At 68.4% G+C, this 20,415-nt stretch carries 20 protein-coding genes and 1 pseudogene; 9 read left to right on the forward strand and 12 right to left on the reverse strand.

The genetic code is table 11. The annotated features are described in order from the left end of the window. The first annotated feature begins 77 nt into the window (after nucleotides 1-77). Nucleotides 78-1,211 (forward strand): transaldolase, encoded by a 1,134-nt coding sequence (tal, locus tag C8D93_RS02480; protein ID WP_110263559.1) that lies wholly within the window; start codon nucleotides 78-80, stop codon nucleotides 1,209-1,211. A gap of 8 nt (nucleotides 1,212-1,219) precedes the next feature. Further along, entirely contained in the window at nucleotides 1,220-1,879 is a 660-nt protein-coding gene (locus C8D93_RS02485) for an MBL fold metallo-hydrolase (protein ID WP_110263560.1), read from the forward strand. A 63-nt stretch (nucleotides 1,880-1,942) separates the two neighbouring features. Here C8D93_RS02485 and C8D93_RS02490 read toward each other — a convergent pair whose 3' ends face one another. The 3 genes from C8D93_RS02490 to C8D93_RS02500 form a co-directional block, all read right to left on the reverse strand. Continuing rightward, nucleotides 1,943-2,686 (reverse strand): phosphoadenylyl-sulfate reductase, encoded by a 744-nt coding sequence (locus C8D93_RS02490; protein WP_110263561.1) that lies wholly within the window; start codon nucleotides 2,684-2,686, stop codon nucleotides 1,943-1,945. A gap of 91 nt (nucleotides 2,687-2,777) precedes the next feature. Further along, entirely contained in the window at nucleotides 2,778-3,182 is a 405-nt protein-coding gene (locus C8D93_RS02495) for an Hsp15 family ribosome-associated heat shock protein (protein ID WP_110263562.1), read from the reverse strand. Nucleotides 3,183-3,218: 36 nt separating this feature from the next. Beyond that, nucleotides 3,219-4,340, reverse strand: a complete 1,122-nt coding sequence (locus tag C8D93_RS02500; RefSeq protein ID WP_146216487.1) for a hypothetical protein — start codon at nucleotides 4,338-4,340, stop codon at nucleotides 3,219-3,221. A gap of 194 nt (nucleotides 4,341-4,534) precedes the next feature. Between C8D93_RS02500 and lon the strand changes: the two genes are divergently transcribed. Then, nucleotides 4,535-6,964 (forward strand): endopeptidase La, encoded by a 2,430-nt coding sequence (lon, locus tag C8D93_RS02505; protein WP_110263564.1) that lies wholly within the window; start codon nucleotides 4,535-4,537, stop codon nucleotides 6,962-6,964. A gap of 28 nt (nucleotides 6,965-6,992) precedes the next feature. Here lon and C8D93_RS02510 read toward each other — a convergent pair whose 3' ends face one another. The 5 genes and pseudogenes from C8D93_RS02510 to C8D93_RS02530 all read right to left on the reverse strand — a co-directional run bounded on the left by C8D93_RS02510 (nucleotide 6,993) and on the right by C8D93_RS02530 (nucleotide 10,446). After that, a complete protein-coding gene (locus tag C8D93_RS02510; protein ID WP_110263565.1) occupies nucleotides 6,993-7,676 on the reverse strand; it encodes a tetratricopeptide repeat protein in 684 nt (227 codons plus the stop codon). A 67-nt stretch (nucleotides 7,677-7,743) separates the two neighbouring features. Continuing rightward, nucleotides 7,744-8,577: pseudogene (locus C8D93_RS21295) on the reverse strand (M48 family metalloprotease); the annotation flags it as partial. Further along, nucleotides 8,499-9,395, reverse strand: coding sequence for an archaetidylserine decarboxylase (gene asd / locus C8D93_RS02520; RefSeq protein ID WP_110263566.1), 897 nt, complete (start codon nucleotides 9,393-9,395; stop codon nucleotides 8,499-8,501). The gene asd and the pseudogene C8D93_RS21295, both read right to left, overlap by 79 nt. Beyond that, complete coding sequence (locus C8D93_RS02525) at nucleotides 9,392-9,817, reverse strand: copper chaperone PCu(A)C (protein WP_110263567.1); 426 nt, start codon at nucleotides 9,815-9,817, stop codon at nucleotides 9,392-9,394. The genes asd and C8D93_RS02525 overlap by 4 nt, the downstream gene beginning before the upstream one ends. Then, nucleotides 9,814-10,446: an SCO family protein gene (locus tag C8D93_RS02530; protein WP_245903790.1), complete on the reverse strand. Its 633-nt coding sequence runs from the start codon at nucleotides 10,444-10,446 to the stop codon at nucleotides 9,814-9,816. The genes C8D93_RS02525 and C8D93_RS02530 overlap by 4 nt, the downstream gene beginning before the upstream one ends. Before the next feature lie 98 nt (nucleotides 10,447-10,544). Here C8D93_RS02530 and prmB point away from each other — a divergent pair, with 98 nt between their 5' ends. The 4 genes from prmB (at nucleotide 10,545) to yjjJ (ending at nucleotide 15,404) form a co-directional block, all read left to right on the forward strand. Further along, a complete protein-coding gene (prmB, locus tag C8D93_RS02535; protein WP_110263569.1) occupies nucleotides 10,545-11,444 on the forward strand; it encodes a 50S ribosomal protein L3 N(5)-glutamine methyltransferase in 900 nt (299 codons plus the stop codon). Next, complete coding sequence (gene aroC, locus C8D93_RS02540; protein WP_110263570.1) at nucleotides 11,444-12,541, forward strand: chorismate synthase; 1,098 nt, start codon at nucleotides 11,444-11,446, stop codon at nucleotides 12,539-12,541. Before prmB ends, aroC begins: the two co-directional genes overlap by 1 nt. Nucleotides 12,542-12,823: 282 nt before the next feature. After that, nucleotides 12,824-13,981, forward strand: coding sequence for an MFS transporter (locus tag C8D93_RS02550; protein WP_110263572.1), 1,158 nt, complete (start codon nucleotides 12,824-12,826; stop codon nucleotides 13,979-13,981). Nucleotides 13,982-14,102: 121 nt separating this feature from the next. After that, entirely contained in the window at nucleotides 14,103-15,404 is a 1,302-nt protein-coding gene (gene yjjJ, locus C8D93_RS02555) for a type II toxin-antitoxin system HipA family toxin YjjJ (RefSeq protein WP_110263573.1), read from the forward strand. Nucleotides 15,405-15,415: 11 nt separating this feature from the next. On the opposite strand, the gene C8D93_RS02560 is transcribed toward yjjJ, so the two are convergent. The 4 genes from C8D93_RS02560 to C8D93_RS02575 are packed head-to-tail and all read right to left on the reverse strand — an operon-like array spanning nucleotide 15,416 to nucleotide 18,218. Beyond that, nucleotides 15,416-16,303 (reverse strand): carbon-nitrogen hydrolase family protein, encoded by an 888-nt coding sequence (locus C8D93_RS02560; RefSeq protein ID WP_110263574.1) that lies wholly within the window; start codon nucleotides 16,301-16,303, stop codon nucleotides 15,416-15,418. Next, nucleotides 16,300-16,887 (reverse strand): GNAT family N-acetyltransferase, encoded by a 588-nt coding sequence (locus C8D93_RS02565; RefSeq protein WP_211307184.1) that lies wholly within the window; start codon nucleotides 16,885-16,887, stop codon nucleotides 16,300-16,302. Before C8D93_RS02565 ends, C8D93_RS02560 begins: the two co-directional genes overlap by 4 nt. 17 nt (nucleotides 16,888-16,904) lie before the next feature. After that, nucleotides 16,905-17,312 carry a ketosteroid isomerase-related protein gene (locus C8D93_RS02570; RefSeq protein ID WP_110263576.1) on the reverse strand — a complete coding sequence of 136 codons (408 nt, stop codon included), beginning with the start codon at nucleotides 17,310-17,312 and terminating at the stop codon, nucleotides 16,905-16,907. A gap of 39 nt (nucleotides 17,313-17,351) precedes the next feature. Beyond that, nucleotides 17,352-18,218 (reverse strand): LysR family transcriptional regulator, encoded by an 867-nt coding sequence (locus C8D93_RS02575; protein WP_110263577.1) that lies wholly within the window; start codon nucleotides 18,216-18,218, stop codon nucleotides 17,352-17,354. Between the two features lie 117 nt (nucleotides 18,219-18,335). Here C8D93_RS02575 and leuC point away from each other — a divergent pair, with 117 nt between their 5' ends. Then, on the forward strand, nucleotides 18,336-19,760 hold the full coding sequence (gene leuC, locus C8D93_RS02580) for a 3-isopropylmalate dehydratase large subunit (protein ID WP_110263578.1): 1,425 nt from the start codon (nucleotides 18,336-18,338) through the stop codon (nucleotides 19,758-19,760). 3 nt (nucleotides 19,761-19,763) lie between these two features. Further along, the gene (gene leuD, locus C8D93_RS02585) at nucleotides 19,764-20,402 is read left to right on the forward strand and encodes a 3-isopropylmalate dehydratase small subunit (protein WP_110263579.1); all 639 of its coding nucleotides are present in this window, start codon (nucleotides 19,764-19,766) and stop codon (nucleotides 20,400-20,402) included. Nucleotides 20,403-20,415: the final 13 nt, after the last annotated feature.

Raw genomic sequence — 20,415 nt, forward strand, 5'->3', positions numbered from 1 at the left:
GCCCGGCGCCGCGGGACGTTGTCGTGCACACCGTGCCGCGTGGACAATAGGCGCCCGGCTTCATCTTCGGACCGCTCGTGAACCCCCTGCTCGAATGCCACCGCCTGGGCCAGTCGATCTGGCTCGATTTCATCCGCCGCAAGCAGCTTGCCGAAGGCGGGCTTGCGCGCCTGGTCGCCGATGGCGAGATTCGCGGCGTGACCTCGAATCCCGCGATCTTCGAGAAGGCCATCGGCGGCAGTGACGACTACGACACCGCGCTGGCCGCCGCGATCGCGAGCGGCGAGCGCGATCCGCAGCGCCTGTTCGAACAACTCGCGATCGACGACATCCGCGCCGCGGCCGATGTGCTGCAGCCGGTGTGGCGCGACAGCAGCGGCGTCGACGGCCACGTGAGTCTCGAAGTGTCGCCGCACCTGGCGATGGACGAGGAGGCGACGGTGCGTGACGCCGAGCGCCTGTGGCACGCGGTCGATCGGCCGAACCTGATGATCAAGGTGCCGGGAACGGCGCCCGGTGTCGGCGCGATGCGACGTCTGATCGCCCAGGGCATCAATGTCAACGTGACGCTGCTGTTCTCGCGCGCCGCCTACGCTGCCGTTGCCGCGGCCTACATCGACGGTGTGGAGGCTTTCGCCGCCGCCGGCGGCGATCCGGCCGCTGTGGCCAGCGTCGCCAGCTTCTTCGTCAGTCGCATCGACGGTGTGCTCGATGCCGAGATCGAACGCCGCGCCACGGCGACGCCGGACCAGGCGCCGGCCTTGCGTGCGCTGGCGGGGCGCATCGCGATCGCCAACGCCAGGCTGGCCTATGCGGATGCCGGGCGCATCTACGCGCAGCCGCGCTGGCAGGCCCTGGCGCAGCGCGGTGCGCGCGTGCAGCGTCTGCTGTGGGCGAGCACCGGCACCAAGAATCCGGCGTACAGCGACGTGCTCTATGTCGAGTCGCTGATCGGCGCGGACACGGTCAACACGGTGCCGCCGGCGACGCTGGACGCCTTCCGCGATCACGGCAGGGCACGGGCGACGCTGGGCGAGGACGTGGACGGCGCCCACACGGTTTTCGCCGAGATCGAGCGACTCGGACTGCCGCTGGACGAGGTGACCGCGCAGCTCGTCGACGACGGCATCGGCCTGTTCGTCGAGGCGCACGACAAGCTGCTCGCCGCCGTCGCCGCGAAACGCGATGCGCTGCTGCGCCGCGTCGCCTGAGGACGCCGATGGACGCGAAGCTGCAGGTCGAAGTGCTGCCGGTGACGGCGTTCCAGCAGAACTGCTCGCTGGTCTGGGACGCGGTGTCGGGGCGGGGCGCGCTGGTCGATGCGGGCGGCGAGCCGGCCCGGCTGATCGAGGCCGCGCAGGCGCGTGGTGTCACGCTCGAGAAACTGCTGGTGACGCACGGTCACCTTGATCACATCGGCGTCGTCGCCGAACTGGCGGAGAAGCTGGGTCTGCCGATCGAAGGACCGCACGAGGACGACGCGTTCTGGATCGAGCTGCTGCCCGAGGTCGCCCGGCAGTACGGATTTCCGCCGGCGCGCAGCTTCACGCCGCAGCGGTGGCTGCAGCACGGCGATCAGGTCACGGTCGGCGGCCTGTGCTTCGACGTGATCCACTGCCCCGGTCACACGCCGGGACATGTCGTGTTTCATCACCGCCCGTCACGGCTGGCGATCGTCGGCGACGTACTGTTCCAGGGTTCGATCGGCCGCACCGACTTTCCGCGCGGCAACCACGCCGATCTGATCCGCTCGATCCGCGACCGTCTGTTCCCGCTCGGCGACGACATCACCTTCGTCCCGGGGCACGGTCCCCTGTCCACCTTCGGCGCCGAGCGCCGTAGCAATCCCTTCGTCGGCGACGCCGCAGTCGGCTCCTGAGCCGCTACCTGAACTGACGACGGGCTTGAGGAGAAGGACGGCCGGGCGCGGCGCCCGGCGCCGTCAGAGGTGCAGGCCGCACTCCGTCTTCGGCTTGCCGAGCCAGCGCCCGCTGCGTCCGTCGCCGGCGACGGTGCAATGCGTGCAGCCGATCGACTGGAAGCCCTGGGCGACCAGCGGATGGAACGGCAGGTCGTGCTCGCGGATGTAGGCGTCGCGCTGTTCGCGCGTGACGTCGACCATCGGGTTGAACTTCACGATGCCGCGACGCACCTCGAAGATGTCGAGGCCGGCGCGGTGCTCGGTCTGCCAGTGCATCAGGCTCGACACCCAGACCTGATAGTTCGGCTTGACCGCTTCCAATGGCTCGACCTTGTTGACCGAGCAGCAGAAGTCCGGGTCGCGTTTCCAGGTCTGCTCCTCGGTCGTGAACTGGTGTTTCCAGTCCTCGGCCCGCAGGTCGCTGACCTTGAGACCGAACAGGTCGATCAGGTATTGCCGGTACTGCACCGTCTCGGGAAAGTGGTAGCCGGTGTCGATGAAATGAATGACCTGCTCCGGCCGGATGCGCGAGATGATGTGCAGAAAGTACGCGGAAGTCGCGGCGAACGACGAGGTCACCAGCACCTTCGCAGGGTCGAAGTCGGTGTACAGGCGGCGGATGCGCTCCTCGAAATGCAGCGGCGCATACGCGGCGTTGAGTTCGGCGATCCGCGCGTCGTCCAGCGGCGCGAGGCGCGAAGCGGCGGTGTCGGGAGTGGCGGCTTCCACGTCTGCGAGGGGCGCGGCGAGAGGCAGGCTGTCCATGATGCGCCGCAGTCTATGGGCGCCCTCCGGGGCATACAATCGCCGACGCCCCCCGGCGGACAAATCGCATAAGGATATAGCGGCGCCGCTCTCAATCCTCCGGGCGCTGATGCTTGAACCGCAGCAGTTCGCGACGCTGCTGCTTGCTCGGACGCTCGTGGCTGACGAGCCCCTGAGCCAGCTTGCGCTGCAGTCGCAAATTCTCGCGACGCTCGATGCTGCGCGGCGTTTCCCGGTACAGGCGCTGGGCTTCGGGCGCACCGCGGCGCTGGTCGCTCAGGCCCTCGACGACGAGCTCGATCTCGTCGCTGCCGCGGCGCACGCTCAGCCGCGCACCGGTCGCGACGTTCTTGCTGACCTTGCAGCGTTCGTCGTCGTAGCGCACGTGGCCGCTGTCGATGGCCTGCTTGGCGAGGCTGCGGGTCTTGAACAGGCGCGCGGCCCACAGCCACTTGTCGAGGCGCACGCCGCTGGCGGATTCCGGTCGGTCGGACATGCGCGAACGGTAGTCGCCCGCGACCGGACCTGGCAATCAGGGGTCGGGCGGGGGCTCCGCCGAGCGATCGGCCGGGGGCGTCGCGGCGGGAGCCGCGGGATGCGTGCCGCGGCCGAACGGCAGTTCGAGTCCGAAGCCGATCTCGTATGAACCCTCGCGCTTGACCGCCGGGTCGTCACGCGGCCAGCTGTAGCCGAGCACCAGCTCGCCGTAGAGCTTGGCCGGAATCAGCGGCTGGCGGTAAATGGTGCGGCCGCCGTATTCGAAGAGCGGCTCCGGCGCGTCGGTCTCGCCGCGTGCGAAGAGCTGGTAGGCGATCGCGCGCTCGTCGCGCAGGTTCTGGTAGAGGATCACGGCGGACAGCCAGTCGACGCCCCGGGTGATGTCGCTGATCGTGCCGACTTCGGTCACGCGCAGCAGCAGGCTCGGCGTCAGCACGTGGTTGTAGTCCACACCCAGCGTCAGGCCGATGCCGTCGCGCGTCTGCCAGAACGGCGTCGCGCGGACATAGACCAGGTTCTGGTAGTCGGACCAGGCGTTGTAGTGCAGGCGCATGCGCACGAAGGCGCGCGGCTCGCGCAGGCTGGCGGCGCCGACCTTGACGTCGGCCTGCAGCCGCTCGGAGCTGGGCAGGCCATAGCCGAGTCCGGCCAGCCACTCGTCGCGATCGGCGAGCGTCGGGAACTGCGAGCGCAGTCCGAAGGCCTCGGTGCGGTCGCGGATGAAATCATCCTCGTCGTCGCGTCCGAAGAACGCCGAGACGCGTTCCTTGAGGTTGGGCAGGTCGAAGCGCACACGCAGACGGGTGCGCGTGTCGAAGCCGTCGAACTGGGTGTAGGAGACCGAACTCTCCACGTAGCCGCTAGTGCGCTGTGCCGAACGGATCTGCGCTTCGCCACCGAACAGGCCGTCCAGCCACAGGGCGGCGCGGCAGCCGGTTTCCTCGAGCAGGGCCTGGGTCTCGTCCACCAGCGGCTCATCCTCGCTCGTCGGCAGCTGGCAGGGATGCAACAGTCCGGGAGGAGCGTCGGGCGTCTCGGCGCCTGCCGCCGGCAGGCAGCAGCCCAGCCACAGCAGCGCCAGGGCACGGCGCGCGAGGTGGCGCGCCGTCGGTCCGGGATCGTTCGGTCCGGCTTCATGAGCAACTGGGCGTCTCACCGGCTTCTCCCGATCGGCGCGGCGTGCCGTCATCCCGATCATCATGCCGCTGCATGTTGATTCTGCACGCATTGTGGCCCGGCACAGTGGGCGGTCTGCGCTGAGCAGCGCCTGAACCGCCGTCCGTCCGTTTCGGCTGCCACGCTTGATCCGGCCGGCAGCGGCCGCATAGCGCACAGGACCGTTCCGGCATAATGCCGGCAAAACCCGCTTCTCAGGAGTCCCCCGTGAGCACCAACGACCGAACCGCACCCGTTCTGCCCCTGCGCGACGTCGTGGTGTTTCCGCACATGGCGATTCCGCTGTTCGTCGGCCGCGAGAAGTCGATCAAGGCCCTGACGGCGGCAATGCAGGACGACAAGCGCATTCTGCTGCTGGCCCAGCGCACCGCCGATACCGACGATCCGCAGTCGCGGGATCTGTACAGCGTCGGCACGCTGGCGAGCATCCTGCAGATGCTCAAGCTGCCGGACGGCACCGTCAAGGTGCTGGTCGAAGGGCAGCGCCGCGCGCAGGTGTCGAACTTCGACTTCGACGGCGAGTTCGTGATGGCCGAGTGCCAGACGCTCCCGGAGGACAAGGAGACGGTGACCGACAGCAAGGAGCTCGATGCGCTGTCGCGCTCGATCCTCGCGCAGTTCGAGTCCTACTCCAAGCTCAACAAGAAGGTGCCGGCGGAGCTGCTGCCGTCGCTGGCCAGCATGGATTCGCCGGGGCGGCTCGCCGACACCATCGCCGCGCACCTGAACCTCAAGCTCGAGGACAAGCAGGAGGTGCTCGAGATCGCCGATCCGCGTACGCGCCTGGAACACGTGCTCAAGCAGCTGGAAGGCGAGATCGACGTGCTGCAGATCGAGAAGAAGATCCGCTCGCGCGTGAAGTCGCAGATGGAGAAGAACCAGCGCGAGTACTACCTCAACGAGCAGATGAAGGCGATCCAGAAGGAGCTCGGCGAGAACGAGGACGGGCCCAGCGAGCAGGAGGAGCTGGCGCAGAAGATCGACAAGGCGGGCATGCACAAGGACGCCAAGGCCAAGGCCGTCGCCGAGTTCAACAAGCTCAAGATGATGCCGCCGATGTCGGCGGAAGCCACGGTCGTGCGCAACTACCTTGACTGGCTCACCCAGGTGCCGTGGAAGAAGCGCAGCAAGACGCACATCGACCTCGATGCCTGCCAGAAGAAGCTCGACACCGACCACTACGGTCTGGAGAAGGTCAAGGAGCGCATCGTCGAGTATCTCGCCGTGCAGGCGCGCATGAAGAAGCTCAAGGGGCCGATCCTGTGCCTGGTCGGTCCGCCGGGCGTCGGCAAGACCTCGCTCGGGCGCTCGATCGCCGAGGCGGTCAACCGCAAGTTCGTGCGCATGAGCCTCGGCGGCGTGCGCGACGAGGCCGAGATCCGCGGCCATCGCCGCACCTATATCGGCTCGATGCCCGGCAAGATCGTGCAGAACATGGCCAAGGTGGGCGTGAAGAACCCGCTGTTCCTGCTCGACGAAATCGACAAGATGGCGATGGACTTCCGCGGCGATCCGTCATCGGCGCTGCTGGAGGTGCTCGATCCGGAGCAGAACTCGACCTTCCAGGATCACTACCTGGAAGTCGAGTTCGACCTCTCGGACGTGATGTTCATCGCCACCGCGAACACGCTGAACATTCCGGCGCCGCTGCTCGACCGCATGGAAGTGATCCGCCTCGCCGGCTATACCGAGGAGGAGAAGCTCAACATTGCCCGCCAGTACCTGCTGCCCAAGCAGATGAAGAACAACGGCGTGCGCGACGGCGAACTCGAGATCGGCGACGACGCGCTGACCGGCATCATCCGCCTGTACACGCGCGAGGCCGGCGTGCGCAGCCTGGAACGCCTGATCAGCAAGGTCTGCCGCAAGGTGGTCAAGCAGCTGCTGACCGATCCGGGCCACAAGACGGTTTCGGTCACCGCCGAGAATCTGGACCAGTACCTCGGCGTGGCGCAGTTCCGCTTCGGGCGGGCCGAGGAGCGCAACCGCGTCGGCCAGGTGACCGGACTGGCGTGGACCGAGGTCGGCGGCGAGCTGCTGACGATCGAGGCGGCGCTGGCGCCGGGCAAGGGCAAGCTCACCCAGACCGGGTCGCTGGGCAACGTCATGCAGGAGTCGATCCAGGCGGCGCTGACGGTCGTGCGTTCGCGCAGCGAGGCGCTGGGTGTGGATCCGAAGTTCTACGAGACCCGGGATCTGCACGTGCACGTGCCGGAAGGCGCGACGCCGAAGGACGGGCCGTCGGCCGGCATCGCGATGTGCACGGCGCTGGTGTCGGCGCTGACCGGTATCCCGGTCCGGGCCGACGTGGCCATGACCGGCGAGATCACGCTGCGCGGCGAGGTGCTGCCGATCGGCGGGCTCAAGGAGAAGCTGCTCGCGGCCCAGCGCGGCGGCATTCAGACCGTGCTGATCCCGCACGAGAACGTGAAGGACCTGGCCGACATTCCGGAGACCGTCAAGTCGCGTCTCAACATCGAACCGGTCCGCTGGATCGAGGACGTGCTGAAGACCGCGCTCGAGCGCATGCCCGAGCCGCGTCCCGAGAGTGTTGCCGTCTCCACCGAAGAGGCCGCGGCGGCCGAGGCGGCGCGCGCGCACTGAGCGCGCCGACCGCCGCGGCGGCGGCGTTTCAGCGGTTGCGTTCCTCAAGCGGGCGCCAGTTGTCCGGCAGCGCGTCGCGGACCTCGCGGCGCTTGGCGAGCAGGCGGGCGCGCTGCTTTTCCTCCAGGTCCGGCAGCCGCAGGCCGGCGTCGAGCTGGGCCAGCGCCAGTCCGGCGTCGCCGCGCCGGTGCAGGAAGTTCGCCATCTGATAGGAGGCCTCGGCCATGTTGCCGCTCTCGCGTGCGGCCTGGGCGAGGAGATTGAAGGTCTGCAGCTGCGTGCCCAGGGCCTGCTCGCGCGCCAGCAGGACTTGCCGGGCCTCCTCGGGACGTCCGGCGGTCATCAGTCCCTCGGCATAGCCGAGGATCGCCGGGGCGTAGCGCGGATAGCGCTGGAGCGTGCGCTCCAGGATTGCCAGTCCGGTGTCGTGATCGCCGGAGAGCATGCGCAGGCGCCCGGCCAGCAGCTGGATATTGGCCTGGTTCGGATGGCGCTTGCCGAGCTCGTCGGCAATCTCGAGCGCGCGCGCCACCTGGCCGGTCTCGCCAAGCGCGAGCGCCAGGCCGTAGCGGTTGTCGTCGCCGTCGCGGCCGGCCGCGACGTTCGCACCGAAGGCGCTGACCGCGACGCTGGGCCGCTCCGCCGACAGGACGCGCGCCCGCGCCCGCATCAGGCCGAATTCGACCGGGTCCTTCACCTCGACGGCCGGCATCTCGGCAGCGCGCGCGGGCTTCGGCGATGCGGTTGGTCGTCAGCGGATGCGTGCGCAGGATTTCGGGCAGGCCGCTGCCATACAGGCGCGCCTGCTGTCCGATCTTCTGGAAGAAGCCGGCCATGCCCTGCGGGTCGTAGCCGGCGTTGGCCATCGTCTGGATGCCGATGCGGTCGGCCTCGTGTTCATGCGCGCGCGTGTAGCTGACCTGCCGCTGGTAGCTCATCGCCTGCCCCAGGGACAGGGCGCCGATGACCACGTCGGGGTCCGCCGAGCCGGCGATGATCGCCGCGATCACACCGAGCCAAGTGGCGATATTGGCGACCTCGGTGTCCTCGGCGGTGCGCGCCAGATGGCGCTGGGTGACGTGCGCGAGCTCGTGCCCCATGACGCCGGCGACCTCGCTCTCGCTGTCGGCGGCGATCAGCAGGCCGCTGTTGAAGCCGATGAAGCCGCCGGGCATCGCGAATGCATTGATGCGGGCGTCGTCGACGACGAAGAAGGTCAGCTCGGGCGCGCGCGTGGCGCTGTGCGCGGCGAGCTTCCAGCCCATCGTCGAGATGTAGTCGGTCAGCTCCGGGTCTTCGAGGATGTACCCACCGCGGTAGAGCTGCCCCATGATGCGGGTGCCCAGCGCCTTCTCTTGCATCGGCGACAGGGTGTTGTCGGCGGGCTCGCCGATGTTCGGCAGGTCGATCGCCGACGGCGGGACCGGCTGTGCGGCGGCCCCGCTGATCAGCGCGAGCGACAGCAACGAGGGCAGGAGCAGTCTGGACATGGGGCTTAGAACGCCGCGTCGGTGCAAGGTTCGCCGGCCGGCGCTCACGCGCTGCGACGCTGCCAGCGGCCGATCGACTGGCCCATGCGCACGACCTTGCCCGGCGTCAGTTCCGCCGACCATTCGAGCGCGCCGGCTTCGGCCAGCAGGATCACCGTGGAGCCCATGTTGAAGCGTCCCAGCTCCTCGCCACGGGCGAGCATCACCGGGTTCATGGTTTCGTAGCGCTGCGGTTCGCCGCGAACGTGCGGCGGCGAGACGCAGCCGGCCCACACGGTCTCGAGCGAACCGACGAACAGGGCACCGACCATCGTCACGGCAATGCCGCCAGCGTCGGTCTGGAACAGGGCGTTGAGCCGCTCGTTGCGGGCGAACAGTCGCGGCATCGCTCGCGCGGTGGCGGCGTTGACGCTGAACAGGCGCCCGGGAACATAGCTCCACTTCTCCAGGCGTCCGCCGATCGGCATGTGGATGCGGTGATAGTTGTGGGGTGCCAGGTAGATCGTGCAGAACAGGCCGTCCGTGAAGCGCCGCGCCGCCTCCTCGTCGCCGCCGAGCAGCTCGAGTGCCGAGTACTCGTGTCCCTTGGCCTGGAAGATGCGGCCGTCGCGGATGCGGCCGACCTGGCTGACGGTGCCGTCCACCGGGCTGACGAAAGCGTCCCCGGCCTCGGGCAGCGGCCGCGCGCCGGTTCTCAGGGCGCGCGTGAAGAAGTGATTGAAGCTGGCGTAGTTCTCCGGGACCAGGTACTCGGCCTCGCGCAGGTCGACCGTATAGCCGCGAAGGAACAGGCGGATCAGGGCGTTCTTGAACGCGGTATGGCGGATGTTCGCGATGCGGTGGATCAGTGCCGAGAGCCAGCGCGTCGGCAGGCACAGCTGCAGCAGTGCGAACAGGCGATCCGGGCCCGATGCGCGGTCGTCGCCGCTGGACGTGCTCATGCGGCGCGCACGGTCAGCACGGCATCAACCGCTGTCTCGCCGCAGCGCAGCGTCACCGACACTGTGTCGCCGACGGTCAGCGCCTTCTGCGGCCGGAACAGCATCAGGTGATAGCCGCCCGGGGCCAGTTCCGCGCTGCCGTGCGGCGGCACCTCGATTACCTGCTCGCGCAGCATGCGCGACTGGCCGTCGTCGACGACCGTGCGGTGGATCTCGGCGGCGCCGAAATCGGTGGTGTCCGCTCCGTCGCAGCGCAGCGGCTGGCTGGTGTTGTTGTGCAGACGCAGGTAGCCGGCATTGACGTTCGTACCCGGCGGGGCCAGTCGCACCCAGCCGTCGCTGGCCTGCGGTGCTGCCGGCGGCGTGCGGCTGCAGGCCGTCAGGATCAGTACTGCGCACAGGCCGATGAGGCGCAGGTTCACGAGCGCGACTCCAGCAGGGCGCCGAGATCCCGTGTCAGCGCGTCGACGCGATGCGGCGGGGTGAAGTAGCCGGCGATCTCGCCACGCGGATTGATCAGCACCAGCGCCGCCGAGTGATCCATGGTGTAGCTTTCGGGGGTTTCGCCGGGCACCTTGGCATAGGCGACACCCAATGCCTGCGCGAACTCGCGGAGTGCCGGCTCGGGGGCGGTTGCGCCCTTGAACGCCGGACTGAAGAAATGCACGTAGCGCTGCAGGACTTCCGGCGTGTCGCGTTCCGGATCGACCGAGAACAGCAGCACCTGCAGCGCGTCGGCGCGCTCGCCGAGCTGCGCCTGCACGGTCTTGAGCAGGCCCAGCGTGGTCGGGCAGATGTCCGGGCAGTAGGTGAATCCGGGGAATATCAGGGTCCAGCGGTTCTGCAGCTGTGCATTGGTGAATGCGGCGCCGCTCTCGTCGACGAGGCTGAAGGCGGGCAGGGCGCGAGGCTGCTGCAGCAGGGTGCCGGACTCGATCGCCGTGGTCTTCGGGGCGCTGATGAACACCGCGGCGAGCACGCCGCCGATCAGCGCGAGCGCCGCCAGAAACACCGTCAGCGCGGTCTTGTTGGGATTCGAGGTGGAGGACACGGTGGGCGGGAAGATGATGATTCGTTGTCGCGGTGGCAGACGCAACCGCATAATGCGCGCCCATTATTCCACAGCCCCGTCCCGTTCTTCCGCCGCAGATGTCCACCTTTGCCGATACCGAAGCGCTGTCCACGGTGCGCGACCTCGTGCGCTGGGGGGCGAGCCGTTTCGCGGAAGCGGGACTGCATTTCGGACACGGCACCGACAATGCCCTCGACGAGGCCTACTTCCTGACGTTGCACGCGCTGCACCTGCCCTTCGACCTGCCGGCGGTGTATCTCGAATCGGCAGTGACGACGCGCGAGCGCGACGCGGTGCTGCGCCTGCTGCGCCTGCGGGTCAGCAGCCGCAAGCCGGCGGCCTATCTGATCGGCCGCATCCGCTTTGCCGGCCTCGAGTTCGAGGTCGACGAGCGCGTGCTGATCCCGCGCTCGCCGATCGGCGAACTGATCGAACGCGGCTTCGAGCCCTGGCTGCAGCAGGCGCCGGCGCGCGTGCTCGACCTGTGCGCCGGCAGCGGCTGCATCGGCATCGCCACGGCGGCGGTGTTCGAGTATGCCGAAGTCGACCTCGCCGAGATCGACGCGGCGGCGCTGACGGTGTGTCGTCGCAATATCGCGCTGCACGGCGTGGGCGAGCGGGTACGCGCGGTCCGCTCCGACGTCTACGACGGTCTCGGCGAGGCGCGCTATGAGCTGATCGTTGCCAATCCGCCGTACGTGCCGGTCGCCGAGTGGCGCGCCCTGCAGCCGGAATACCGGCACGAGCCGCGCATGGCCCTGGCCGCCGGCGACGACGGCATGGACGTGGTCGCGCGCATCCTTCATGGTGCCGTCGACCGCCTGCAGCCCGGCGGCGTGCTCATCTGCGAAGTCGGCGGCAGCGTCGACGAGTTCGAAACGCGCTGGCCGCGCCTGCCGGTGACCTGGATCGAGTTCGATCGCGGCGGCGACGGCGTCTTCACCATCGGCCGCGAGGCCCTGAAGGAAGCGCTCTGATGTCCGGGAATACCTTCGGCCGGCTGTTCTGCGTCACCAGTTTCGGCGAGAGCCACGGCGCGGCGATCGGCTGCGTCGTCGACGGCTGCCCGCCGGGCCTGGCGCTGTCCGAAGCCGACATCCAGCCGGATCTCGATCGCCGCAGGCCGGGCACGTCGAAGTACGTCACCCAGCGCAAGGAAGCCGACCAGGTCGAGATCCTGTCCGGTGTGTTCGAGGGCAGGACCACCGGCACGCCGATCGCGCTGCTGATCCGCAACACCGATCAGCGCAGCTACGACTACGAGAAGATCAAGCAGGTGTTCCGGCCGAACCATGCCGACTACGCCTACATCCAGAAGTACGGCGTCCGCGATCATCGCGGCGGTGGGCGGTCGAGCGCGCGCGAGACGGCGGTGCGCGTGGCCGCCGGCGCCATTGCGCGCAAGTACCTGCGCGAGCGGCTGGGTATCGAGGTCCGCGGCTGCGTCGAGCAGGTGGGCGCGATCGAATGCGCGCGCGCGGACTGGTCGGCGGTGAACGCCAATCCGTTCTTCTGCGCCGACCCGGTGCGTGTGCCGGAGCTGGAGCAGCTCATCGACCGCCTGCGCAGCGAGGGTGACTCGGTCGGCGCGCGACTGTACGTGGAGGCCACCGGCGTGCCGCCGGGACTCGGCGAGCCGGTATTCGACCGGCTCGACGCGGATCTGGCGTTCGCGCTGATGTCGATCAATGCGGTCAAGGGCGTCGAGATCGGCGACGGCATGCGCGTCGCCGCGATGCGCGGTACCGAGCATCGCGACGAGATGCGTCCGGACGGCTTCCTCGGTAACCACTCTGGTGGCATCGCCGGCGGCATCTCCACCGGCCAGACCGTCTACGCCCGTTACGCGATCAAGCCGACCTCGAGCATCACCACGCCCGGCAAGAGCATCGACGAGACCGGCGCCGCCACCGAGATGCGCACGACCGGCCGTCACGATCCCTGCGTCGGCCTGCGCGCCACGCCGATCGGCGAAGCGATGATGGCGCTGGTGCTGATGGATCACTGGCTGCGCCAGCGCGCGCAGAACGCCGACGTGAAGCCGGCCACGCCGCGCATTCCGGGCGAGACGTGACATGACGCCGTCGGATGCAGGCGTCGACCGCCTGCACAAGGGGCCTATCGGCCGCCGCGACATCACTGCGACGGAGGCCGTTTTGGCGCAGGGCAAGGCGCCAGACGCGATGCTTGGTGACTCCAAGCGAGCGGCTGGCAACGCCGCCCTGCGCCAAAACGGCCCCGTCCCTTCGGGTTGCGCCGGAAATCACGCCATTCGGCGTTGCTCGTCGCTCATGTGGGACGACCACACCACGCTCCTCGCGCCTTGCTTGGCGTGATTTCCGGCAGCAACGCAGCGATGTCGCGGCGGTCGATAGGCCCCCGGCTGGCGTCGTTCTATTTCTTCTACTACGCGACGGTCGGCGCGTTCATGCCGTACTGGGCGCCGTACCTGGAGGCGCGCGGTTTCACGGCGCTGCAGATGGGCGTGGCCTTCGCGCTGATGGGCGTGATGCGCTCCATCGTCCCGATTGCCTGGGGCTGGTGGGCGGACGCGCGCGGCGGGCGCATCTACCTGATCCGCTGGGCTAGCCTCGCGGCGCTGCTGACCTTCATGTCGATTCCCTTCGTCGACGGCGTCTGGTGGATCGGCGGCCTGATGGTCGCCTACACGCTGTTCTGGCATGCCTTGCTGCCGCAGTTCGAGGTGGTGACGCTCAATCACCTGCTCGCCAGCGGTGGCGACTACAGCCGCATCCGCCTGTGGGGCTCGGTCGGATTCGTCGTCGCCGTGCTGGGGCTTGGGGCCCTGCTGGACCTGACCGGCATGCTGTGGCTGCCGTGGCTCGTCGGCTGCTTCTGGCTGGGCATGGCCGGCGCAACCTGGGCCGTGCCCGAGCCACCGGATGCCTATTCGCGCGACACCCCGCGGGTGCCGATCCTGTCGGTGCTCAGTCGGCGCGAGGTCATCGCCTTCCTGCTGGTCTGCTTCTGCTCGCAGCTCAGCTTCGCGCCGTACTACAACTTCTTCACGCTGTTTCTCGAGCATCACGGCTACCGCCGCAGTCTCGCCGGCGTGCTGTGGACGGTGGGCGTCGTCGCCGAGATCGGCCTGTTCCTGGTGATCGGCCGCTACATCCGCCGCTACGGCGCCCGCGCCGTGCTGCTGCTGGCGCTGGGGACGACGGCGCTGCGCTGGACGCTGACCGCGACGCTGGTCGACAGCCTCGCCGTGCTGGTGCTCAGCCAGCTCCTGCACGCGACCAGCTTCGGCGCCTACCACAGCGTGGCGGTGTTCTACGTACAGCGCCTGTTCCCGGGCGCATTGCAGGGGCGGGGTCAGGCGGTTTACAACGCCGTGGCCTACGGCATCGGCGGCAGCATCGGCAGTCTCGGCAGCGGTCTGCTGTGGGACCGCGTGTCGCCGGATGCGGCCTTCGTCGCCGCCGCGCTGGTCGCCGCGCTGGGGCTGATCATTGCGTGGCGGCGGTTGCCGGGCGAGGCGGAACGGCTGTAGCCAGCACCGGAACCGAGTGGCAGAAAATCCATTCAGTATGGAAACGTCGTACTTGTGTAACTAATTGATTCATTGTGATTGAATGAATTAGTATCTATTCACAATTAATTCACGAGGCGCCATGGACGCCGCGATCGAGACCTTGTTGCGCCGCGGGCCGCTGTCGCGCGGCGCATTGCAGGACCAGCTCGGGGTCAGCCAGCCAACGCTGTCGCGGCGGATCGCGGTGATGTCCCAGGTGCTGCCCATGGGGCGCGCTCGCGCAAGGCGTTACGGCCTGCGCCGCAACGTCCGCGATCTGCCATCGGCTTTGCCGCTGTACCAGATCGACGCCGACGGACGCGCGCTGCAGATCGGCACGCTGCATGCCGTTCATGGCGGCTGGTGGTTCGAGGACGCGGTGGCGCCCCGTGATTCTGCGTGGTTCGATGGCCTGCCGTGGTTTCTCGCCGACATGCGGCCGCAAGGCTTTCTCGGCGCCGGATTTGCGCGGCGTCATCCCGAGTTGGGGTTGCCGGAACGGCTCGCGGACTGGCAGGACGATCACGCGCTCTACGCGCTCGCGCGTCGCGGCGAGGATGCCTCCGGCAATCTGATCCTGGGCGAGGAGTCGCTGGCGCGCTGGGCGTCCGCGCCCGACGAGCCTGTCGACACGCCGTCGCGCAACTGGCCGCGCCTCGCGGAAGCGGCGCTGGCCGGGGAGCACGGCATCTCGTCGGCCGGTGGCGAGCAGCCGAAGTTCGCCGTGCTGGCCGACACGGAGTCCGGCCCGACCCAGTTGCTGGTGAAGTTCTCCGAGCCGGTCCACACGCCGGCAGGAGGCCGGTGGGCGGATCTGCTGATCGCGGAGTATCACGCGCTGGCGTGCATAGGATCGACCGGCCTGTCGGCTGCGACTGCGCGGCTGTTCGACGCCGGCGATCGCATGTTTCTCGAAGTGCAGCGTTTCGACCGCGTCGGCGCGCGTGGCCGGCGCGGGCTGATCTCGCTGGGCGCCGTGGACGATCAGTTCGTGGGTCAGCGCCGTCGCTGGCTCGATACCGCGCTGGAACTGCAGCGTCAGCGTCGCCTTGACGTCGAGGATGTGCAGCGCGTTGCGTGGTTGCAGGCCTTCGGCGAGATGATCGGCAATACCGACATGCACTTCGGCAATCTGTCCTTGCACTACGAGGGGCACTGGCCGGCGGAAGTCGCGCCGTGCTACGACATGCTGCCGATGCTCTATGCGCCGCGCCGTTCCGAGGTGCGCACGCCGGTGCTGACGCCGCGTGTGCCGCTGGGCGGCGGTCTGCAGATCGCGCGCGCCGCGCAGAAGAGCGCAACGATGTTCTGGCAGGCGGTGGCCGCGGACTCGCGGGTTTCGGCGGACTTTCGCGAGGTCTCGCGGCGAAATGCCGCAACGGTAGCGGCACTGCGCTGGTAGGTCGGCCGGCTTTACAGCGGGTGCAGGCGCGCGGCCGGCACAGTCACCTGTTCCGGCCAATGACGATGGTTGAACACCTGCCCGTCGCGACGAACGGCGGCGACGGCCGCGAGGTCGATGTCCGCGTAGAGCCATTGCGCGCGGTTCATCGTGCCGAGCGCGAGCACGCCGTCGTCGGGAAAGCCCCGGTCGGGCGGGCCGAAGACGCCGGCGGCGCCGACGTTGACGTCCACCGCGGCGGACCACGGCGCTTCTCCGACCAGCGGCGACTGCACGACGATGCACTGGTTCTCCAGTGCGCGCGCCTGGCAGCCGACGCGCACGCGGTGATAGCCGGCGGGCGTGTCGGTGCAGCTCGGCACCAGAATCAGCTCGGCACCGGCCTCGGCCTGCGCACGCGCCAGCAGCGGGAACTCGCAGTCGTAGCAGAGGTTCACGGCGATGCGGCCGTGCGCCGTGTCGAAGACCTTGAGCGTCGGCGCGCCGCTGATCTGCCAGCTCTCGCGTTCGAAGCGGGTCATGATCTGCTTGTCCTGGAAGTCGGCGTTCCCCGTCGGTGCGCACAGCCACGCCCGGTTGACGGTGCGGCCGTCGTCCAGTGTCCACGGAAAACTGCCGGCGAGCAGGTAGACGCCGTGCGTGCGCGCGAGCCGGCGATGCAGGTCGACGTAGCGTTCGCGCAGGGTCTGCAGTGCGATCACTTGCAGATTCAGGTCGTCGCGCGTCGCCTCGTCGAACAGCGCGGCAAGGCTCATGGCGGCGTACTCCGGGAACACCAGCAGCCTGGCGCCCTCGTCGGCGGCCTCGGCGACCCAGCGCGACAGCAGGGTCTCGACCTCATCCCAGGTCCGCGGCTCCGATACGGGAAACTGTGCGGCGGCGAGCCGGAACGCACTCACTGCTTCAACTCGCGCAGCCAGTAGGTCATCGGCTTGCGGGTGGATTCGACATCGCCGATGTCGGGCCACGACAGGGTGGTCTGCAGCGCCGGCACCTTGCGGTAGCCGCGGCGCTGCCAGAAGCCGTCGTTGGGCACATAGCCCGCCGGCCGGAGCGGGTGGTCGTCTGGCCGCTGCACGGCGCAGAACGCGCAGACCGGCAGGTTCAGCGAGCGCGCGTGCGCCTCGCGCAACTCGAAGAACTTCACGCCGAGGCCGCGACCGCGATAGTCGTTCAGCAGCACCGATTCGCCGAAATAGTCGATGCGCGACAGCTCATGGCCGGCGTCGATGAAGGGCTGCTGCATGTCCGCGGGGGCGTCGGCAAGCGGGATCACCGTCGAGGCGCCGATGCAGCGCCCGCCGTCGCGTACCAGGACGCACATCGCCCGTGGGCAGTCGACGTAGACCTGCAGGTACTTCGCCTCGTACTCGGGGCTGCCGTCGTAGAGGTAAGGCCACTCGCGGAATACGGTACAGCGCAGCGCGGCGAGCGCATCGCGCTCGCGGGCGATGTCGGCGCCGTGCAGCGACTCGATCTGCAGATTCGACATCGGCGGGCTCAGGCGCCGACCTGGCGCAGCCAGTCCTGCAGGTTGTAGTAGTTGGTGACGCGGGCGATCAGGCCATCGCGGATCTCGAAGAAGGCACCGCCGGGCAGACGGTAGGTCTGGCCGCTGGCGGGCGGCAGGCCTTCGTCGGTCTTGAGGTAGGTGCCGAGCACGACGTACTCGGCGGCGGCGCGTCTGCCCTCGGCGTTTGCCGTGATCGAGATGTCGACGATCTGTTCGCTGTAGCTCGCGTTCATGCGGTCGATGAAGAGCCGGAACGCGGCCTTGCCGGTTTCGCGGGCGCCCTGGTTGAGATCGTGCGCGACGTCGTCGGTGAGCAGGGCGAAGAATCCCTCCCAGTCGCGGGCGTTGAATGCGGCGTAGTAGCGGGCGATCAGGTCGGTGGTTGCAGCTTGCATCGGACGGCTCGGCGGAAAAGCGGGCGGGCAGTTTACCGGCTACGCAGCGGGCAGCAGCCGCATCAGCGCCTGCGCGGCACCGGAGCGCGTGCGTCTTTCGTGCCAGACCAGCCCGAGTTCGCGGTGCAGCCGCAACCGCGGGACGTGCAGGCGGGCGAGGGTATCGTCGAGCATCGACTCCGGCAGCACGCTCCATCCCAGGCCGATGCCGGCGAGCATCTTCAGGGTCTCGAGATAGTTGGTGGCGAGGCGTACGTGCGGTCGCACGCCTTCGCGCTCGAGCGCGCGGGTGACGATGCGGTGCGTATATGTCGCCTCGTCGGGAAGGACGGCAGGATGCCCGGCGAGCTGGACCAGCGAGACCTGGCGGCGGCCCGCGAGCGGATGGTCGGGGGCGGCGACGACCACGAGCGGGTCGGGCCAGACGAGGCGCTGCTGCAACTGGGCGAGCGGCTGCGTCGGCAGCGTGACGATGCCCAGCTCGAGCTGGCCGGCGAGCACGGCCTGGCAGACGACTTCCGAATCCATGAAGTGGATGTCGAGATCGACCTGCGGGAATTCGCGCGTGAACTGACCGAGGACCGGCGGCAGGCGGTGCAGGCCGATGTGATGGCTGGTGCCGATCGACAGGCGCCCGCCGACCTGCGCATGCAGCTGCGACAACGCGCGGCGCGCATCCTCGATGTCCTGCAGCGTCTTGTGCGCGTAGGGCAGCAGGGTGCGGCCGGCATCGGTCAGGCCGACACTGCGACCGACCCGATCGAACAGCGACTGGCCGATCTGCGATTCGAGCGCGGTGATGCGTTTGCTCACGGCCGGTTGTGACAGATGCAGCCGCTCCGCGGCCACGGTGAAGGAGCCGGCCTCCGCGACGGCGACAAAGGCGGTCAGCAACTGCGTGTCCATCGGGCGTTCCCATTTATTCCATAGTGGAATGCAGTATATAAAAACGATTCATTGGAGTTATTGATGGCCGATGCCTAAGATGCGCGCCGTCTTCTCTCCACCATGGGTTCTCCAGCCATGAGCCGCAGCCCCGACGCCCCCGCGCGAACCTTGTACGACAAGATCTGGGACGCCCACGTCGTCGCCGACAACGGCGACGGTTCGGCGCTGATCTACATCGATCGCCATCTGGTGCACGAAGTCACCAGCCCGCAGGCCTTCGACGGCTTGCGCATGAACGGCCGCAAGCCCTGGCGCCTGGGCGCGAACCTGGCCGTGGCCGATCACAACGTGCCGACGACGAAGGATCGCGTGCACGGCATCAAGGATCCGATCTCGCGTGCGCAGGTCGACGCGCTCGACGCCAATTGCGCGGAATTCGGCATCACCGAGTTCGGCATGAACGATCTGCGCCAGGGCATCGTCCACGTGATCGGGCCGGAGCAGGGCGCGACGCTGCCGGGCATGACCGTGGTCTGCGGCGACTCGCATACCGCGACGCACGGCGCTTTCGGTGCGCTAGCCTTCGGCATCGGCACCTCGGAGGTCGAGCACACGCTGGCGACGCAGACGCTGGTGCTGAAGAAAGCCAGGACCATGCTGATCCGGGTCAACGGACAGGTCGGCCCCGGCGTCACCGCCAAGGACATCACGCTCGCCGTGATCGGGCGGATCGGCACGGCCGGTGGTACCGGCCACGTCATCGAGTACGCCGGCGAGGCGATCGAGGCCCTGTCGATGGAAGGGCGCATGACCCTGTGCAACATGGCCATCGAGGGCGGCGCGCGCGCCGGCCTCGTGGCGGTCGACGACAAGACCATCGCCTATGTGAAGGGCCGCCCGTTCGCCCCGCGGCCGGAGCAGTGGGACGCCGCGGTGGCGAGCTGGAAGCAGCTGCGCAGCGATCCCGGTGCGGTGTTCGATACGGTCGTCGAGCTGGATGCCGCGCAGATCGAGCCACAGGTGAGCTGGGGAACCTCGCCTGAAATGGTCGGACCGGTTTCCGCGCGGGTGCCCGATCCGGCCAGCGTGGCCGACCCGGTCAAGCGCAGCGGCATGGAGAAGGCGCTGGCCTACATGGGCCTGGCCGCGAACACGCCGATCACCGAGATCGCCATCGACAAGGTGTTCATCGGTTCCTGCACGAACTCGCGCATCGAGGACCTCCGCGCCGCGGCCGAGGTCGTTCGCGGCAAGCGCAAGGCCGCGAACGTCAAGCTGGCGATGGTGGTGCCGGGCTCCGGGCTGGTGAAGCAGCAGGCGGAAGCCGAGGGACTGGATCAGGTGTTCACCGCAGCCGGATTCGAGTGGCGCGAGCCGGGCTGCTCGATGTGCCTGGCGATGAACGCCGATCGCCTGGAGCCGGGCGAGCGCTGCGCCTCGACCAGCAACCGCAATTTCGAGAGTCGGCAGGGGCAGGGCGGTCGCACGCACCTGGTCTCGCCGGCCATGGCCGCTGCCGCCGGCATCGCCGGTCATTTCGTTGACGTCCGGAGCCTCTAGATCATGCGCGCTTTTACCGTAGTGACATCCAAGGTCGCGCCGATGGATCGTCCTAACGTGGATACCGACGCGATCATTCCCAAGCAGTACCTCAAGTCGATCCGCCGCACCGGATTCGGCCCGTTCCTGTTCGACGACTGGCGCTATCTGGATGCGGGCACGCTCGAGATCGACCCGGCGGCGCGCCGGCCGAATCCGGCATTCGTGCTCAACGATGCGAAGCATGCGGGCGCGCAGATCCTGGTCGCGCGAGACAACTTCGGTTGCGGCTCGTCGCGCGAGCACGCGGTGTGGGCGCTGGACGACTACGGCTTTCGTGCCGTGATCGCGCCGAGCTTCGCCGACATCTTCTTCTCCAACTGCTTCAAGAACGGCGTGCTGCCGGTGGTGCTGCAAGCCGCCGAAGTGCAGGCGATCTTCGAGATGGTGGAGGCCGATGCGAACGCGCAGGTCACGATCGATCTGCCGGCGCAGCAGGTGAGACTGGCGGACGGCCGCAGCTTCGCGTTCGAAATCAATCCGCACCACAAGCACAACCTGATCAACGGCCTGGACGAGATCGGCCTGACGCTGCAGCAGGCCGATGCGATCAGGGCCTACGAGGCGAAGCGGCGCGTCGAGGCGCCGTGGCTGTTCAACTGAGACCCGACCCGGA

The organism is Sinimarinibacterium flocculans (assembly GCF_003201205.1).
GTDB lineage: Bacteria > Pseudomonadota > Gammaproteobacteria > Nevskiales > Nevskiaceae > Solimonas > Solimonas flocculans.

Excerpts from the sequence above, each read along its gene's own strand:
- C8D93_RS02510 (WP_110263565.1), bottom strand. The coding sequence starts at position 7,676 with ATGCCGGCCGTCGAGGTGAAGGACCCGGTCGAATTCGGCCTGATGCGG.
- lon (WP_110263564.1), top strand. The coding sequence starts at position 4,535 with ATGCCGGCAAAACCCGCTTCTCAGGAGTCCCCCGTGAGCACCAACGAC.
- prmB (WP_110263569.1), top strand. The coding sequence starts at position 10,545 with ATGTCCACCTTTGCCGATACCGAAGCGCTGTCCACGGTGCGCGACCTC.
- C8D93_RS02485 (WP_110263560.1), top strand. The coding sequence starts at position 1,220 with ATGGACGCGAAGCTGCAGGTCGAAGTGCTGCCGGTGACGGCGTTCCAG.
- C8D93_RS02490 (WP_110263561.1), bottom strand. The coding sequence starts at position 2,686 with ATGGACAGCCTGCCTCTCGCCGCGCCCCTCGCAGACGTGGAAGCCGCC.
- C8D93_RS02570 (WP_110263576.1), bottom strand. The coding sequence starts at position 17,312 with ATGCAAGCTGCAACCACCGACCTGATCGCCCGCTACTACGCCGCATTC.
- C8D93_RS02575 (WP_110263577.1), bottom strand. The coding sequence starts at position 18,218 with ATGGACACGCAGTTGCTGACCGCCTTTGTCGCCGTCGCGGAGGCCGGC.
- leuC (WP_110263578.1), top strand. The coding sequence starts at position 18,336 with ATGAGCCGCAGCCCCGACGCCCCCGCGCGAACCTTGTACGACAAGATC.
- C8D93_RS02495 (WP_110263562.1), bottom strand. The coding sequence starts at position 3,182 with ATGTCCGACCGACCGGAATCCGCCAGCGGCGTGCGCCTCGACAAGTGG.
- asd (WP_110263566.1), bottom strand. The coding sequence starts at position 9,395 with ATGAGCACGTCCAGCGGCGACGACCGCGCATCGGGCCCGGATCGCCTG.
- leuD (WP_110263579.1), top strand. The coding sequence starts at position 19,764 with ATGCGCGCTTTTACCGTAGTGACATCCAAGGTCGCGCCGATGGATCGT.
- yjjJ (WP_110263573.1), top strand. The coding sequence starts at position 14,103 with ATGGACGCCGCGATCGAGACCTTGTTGCGCCGCGGGCCGCTGTCGCGC.
- C8D93_RS02550 (WP_110263572.1), top strand. The coding sequence starts at position 12,824 with ATGTCGCGGCGGTCGATAGGCCCCCGGCTGGCGTCGTTCTATTTCTTC.
- aroC (WP_110263570.1), top strand. The coding sequence starts at position 11,444 with ATGTCCGGGAATACCTTCGGCCGGCTGTTCTGCGTCACCAGTTTCGGC.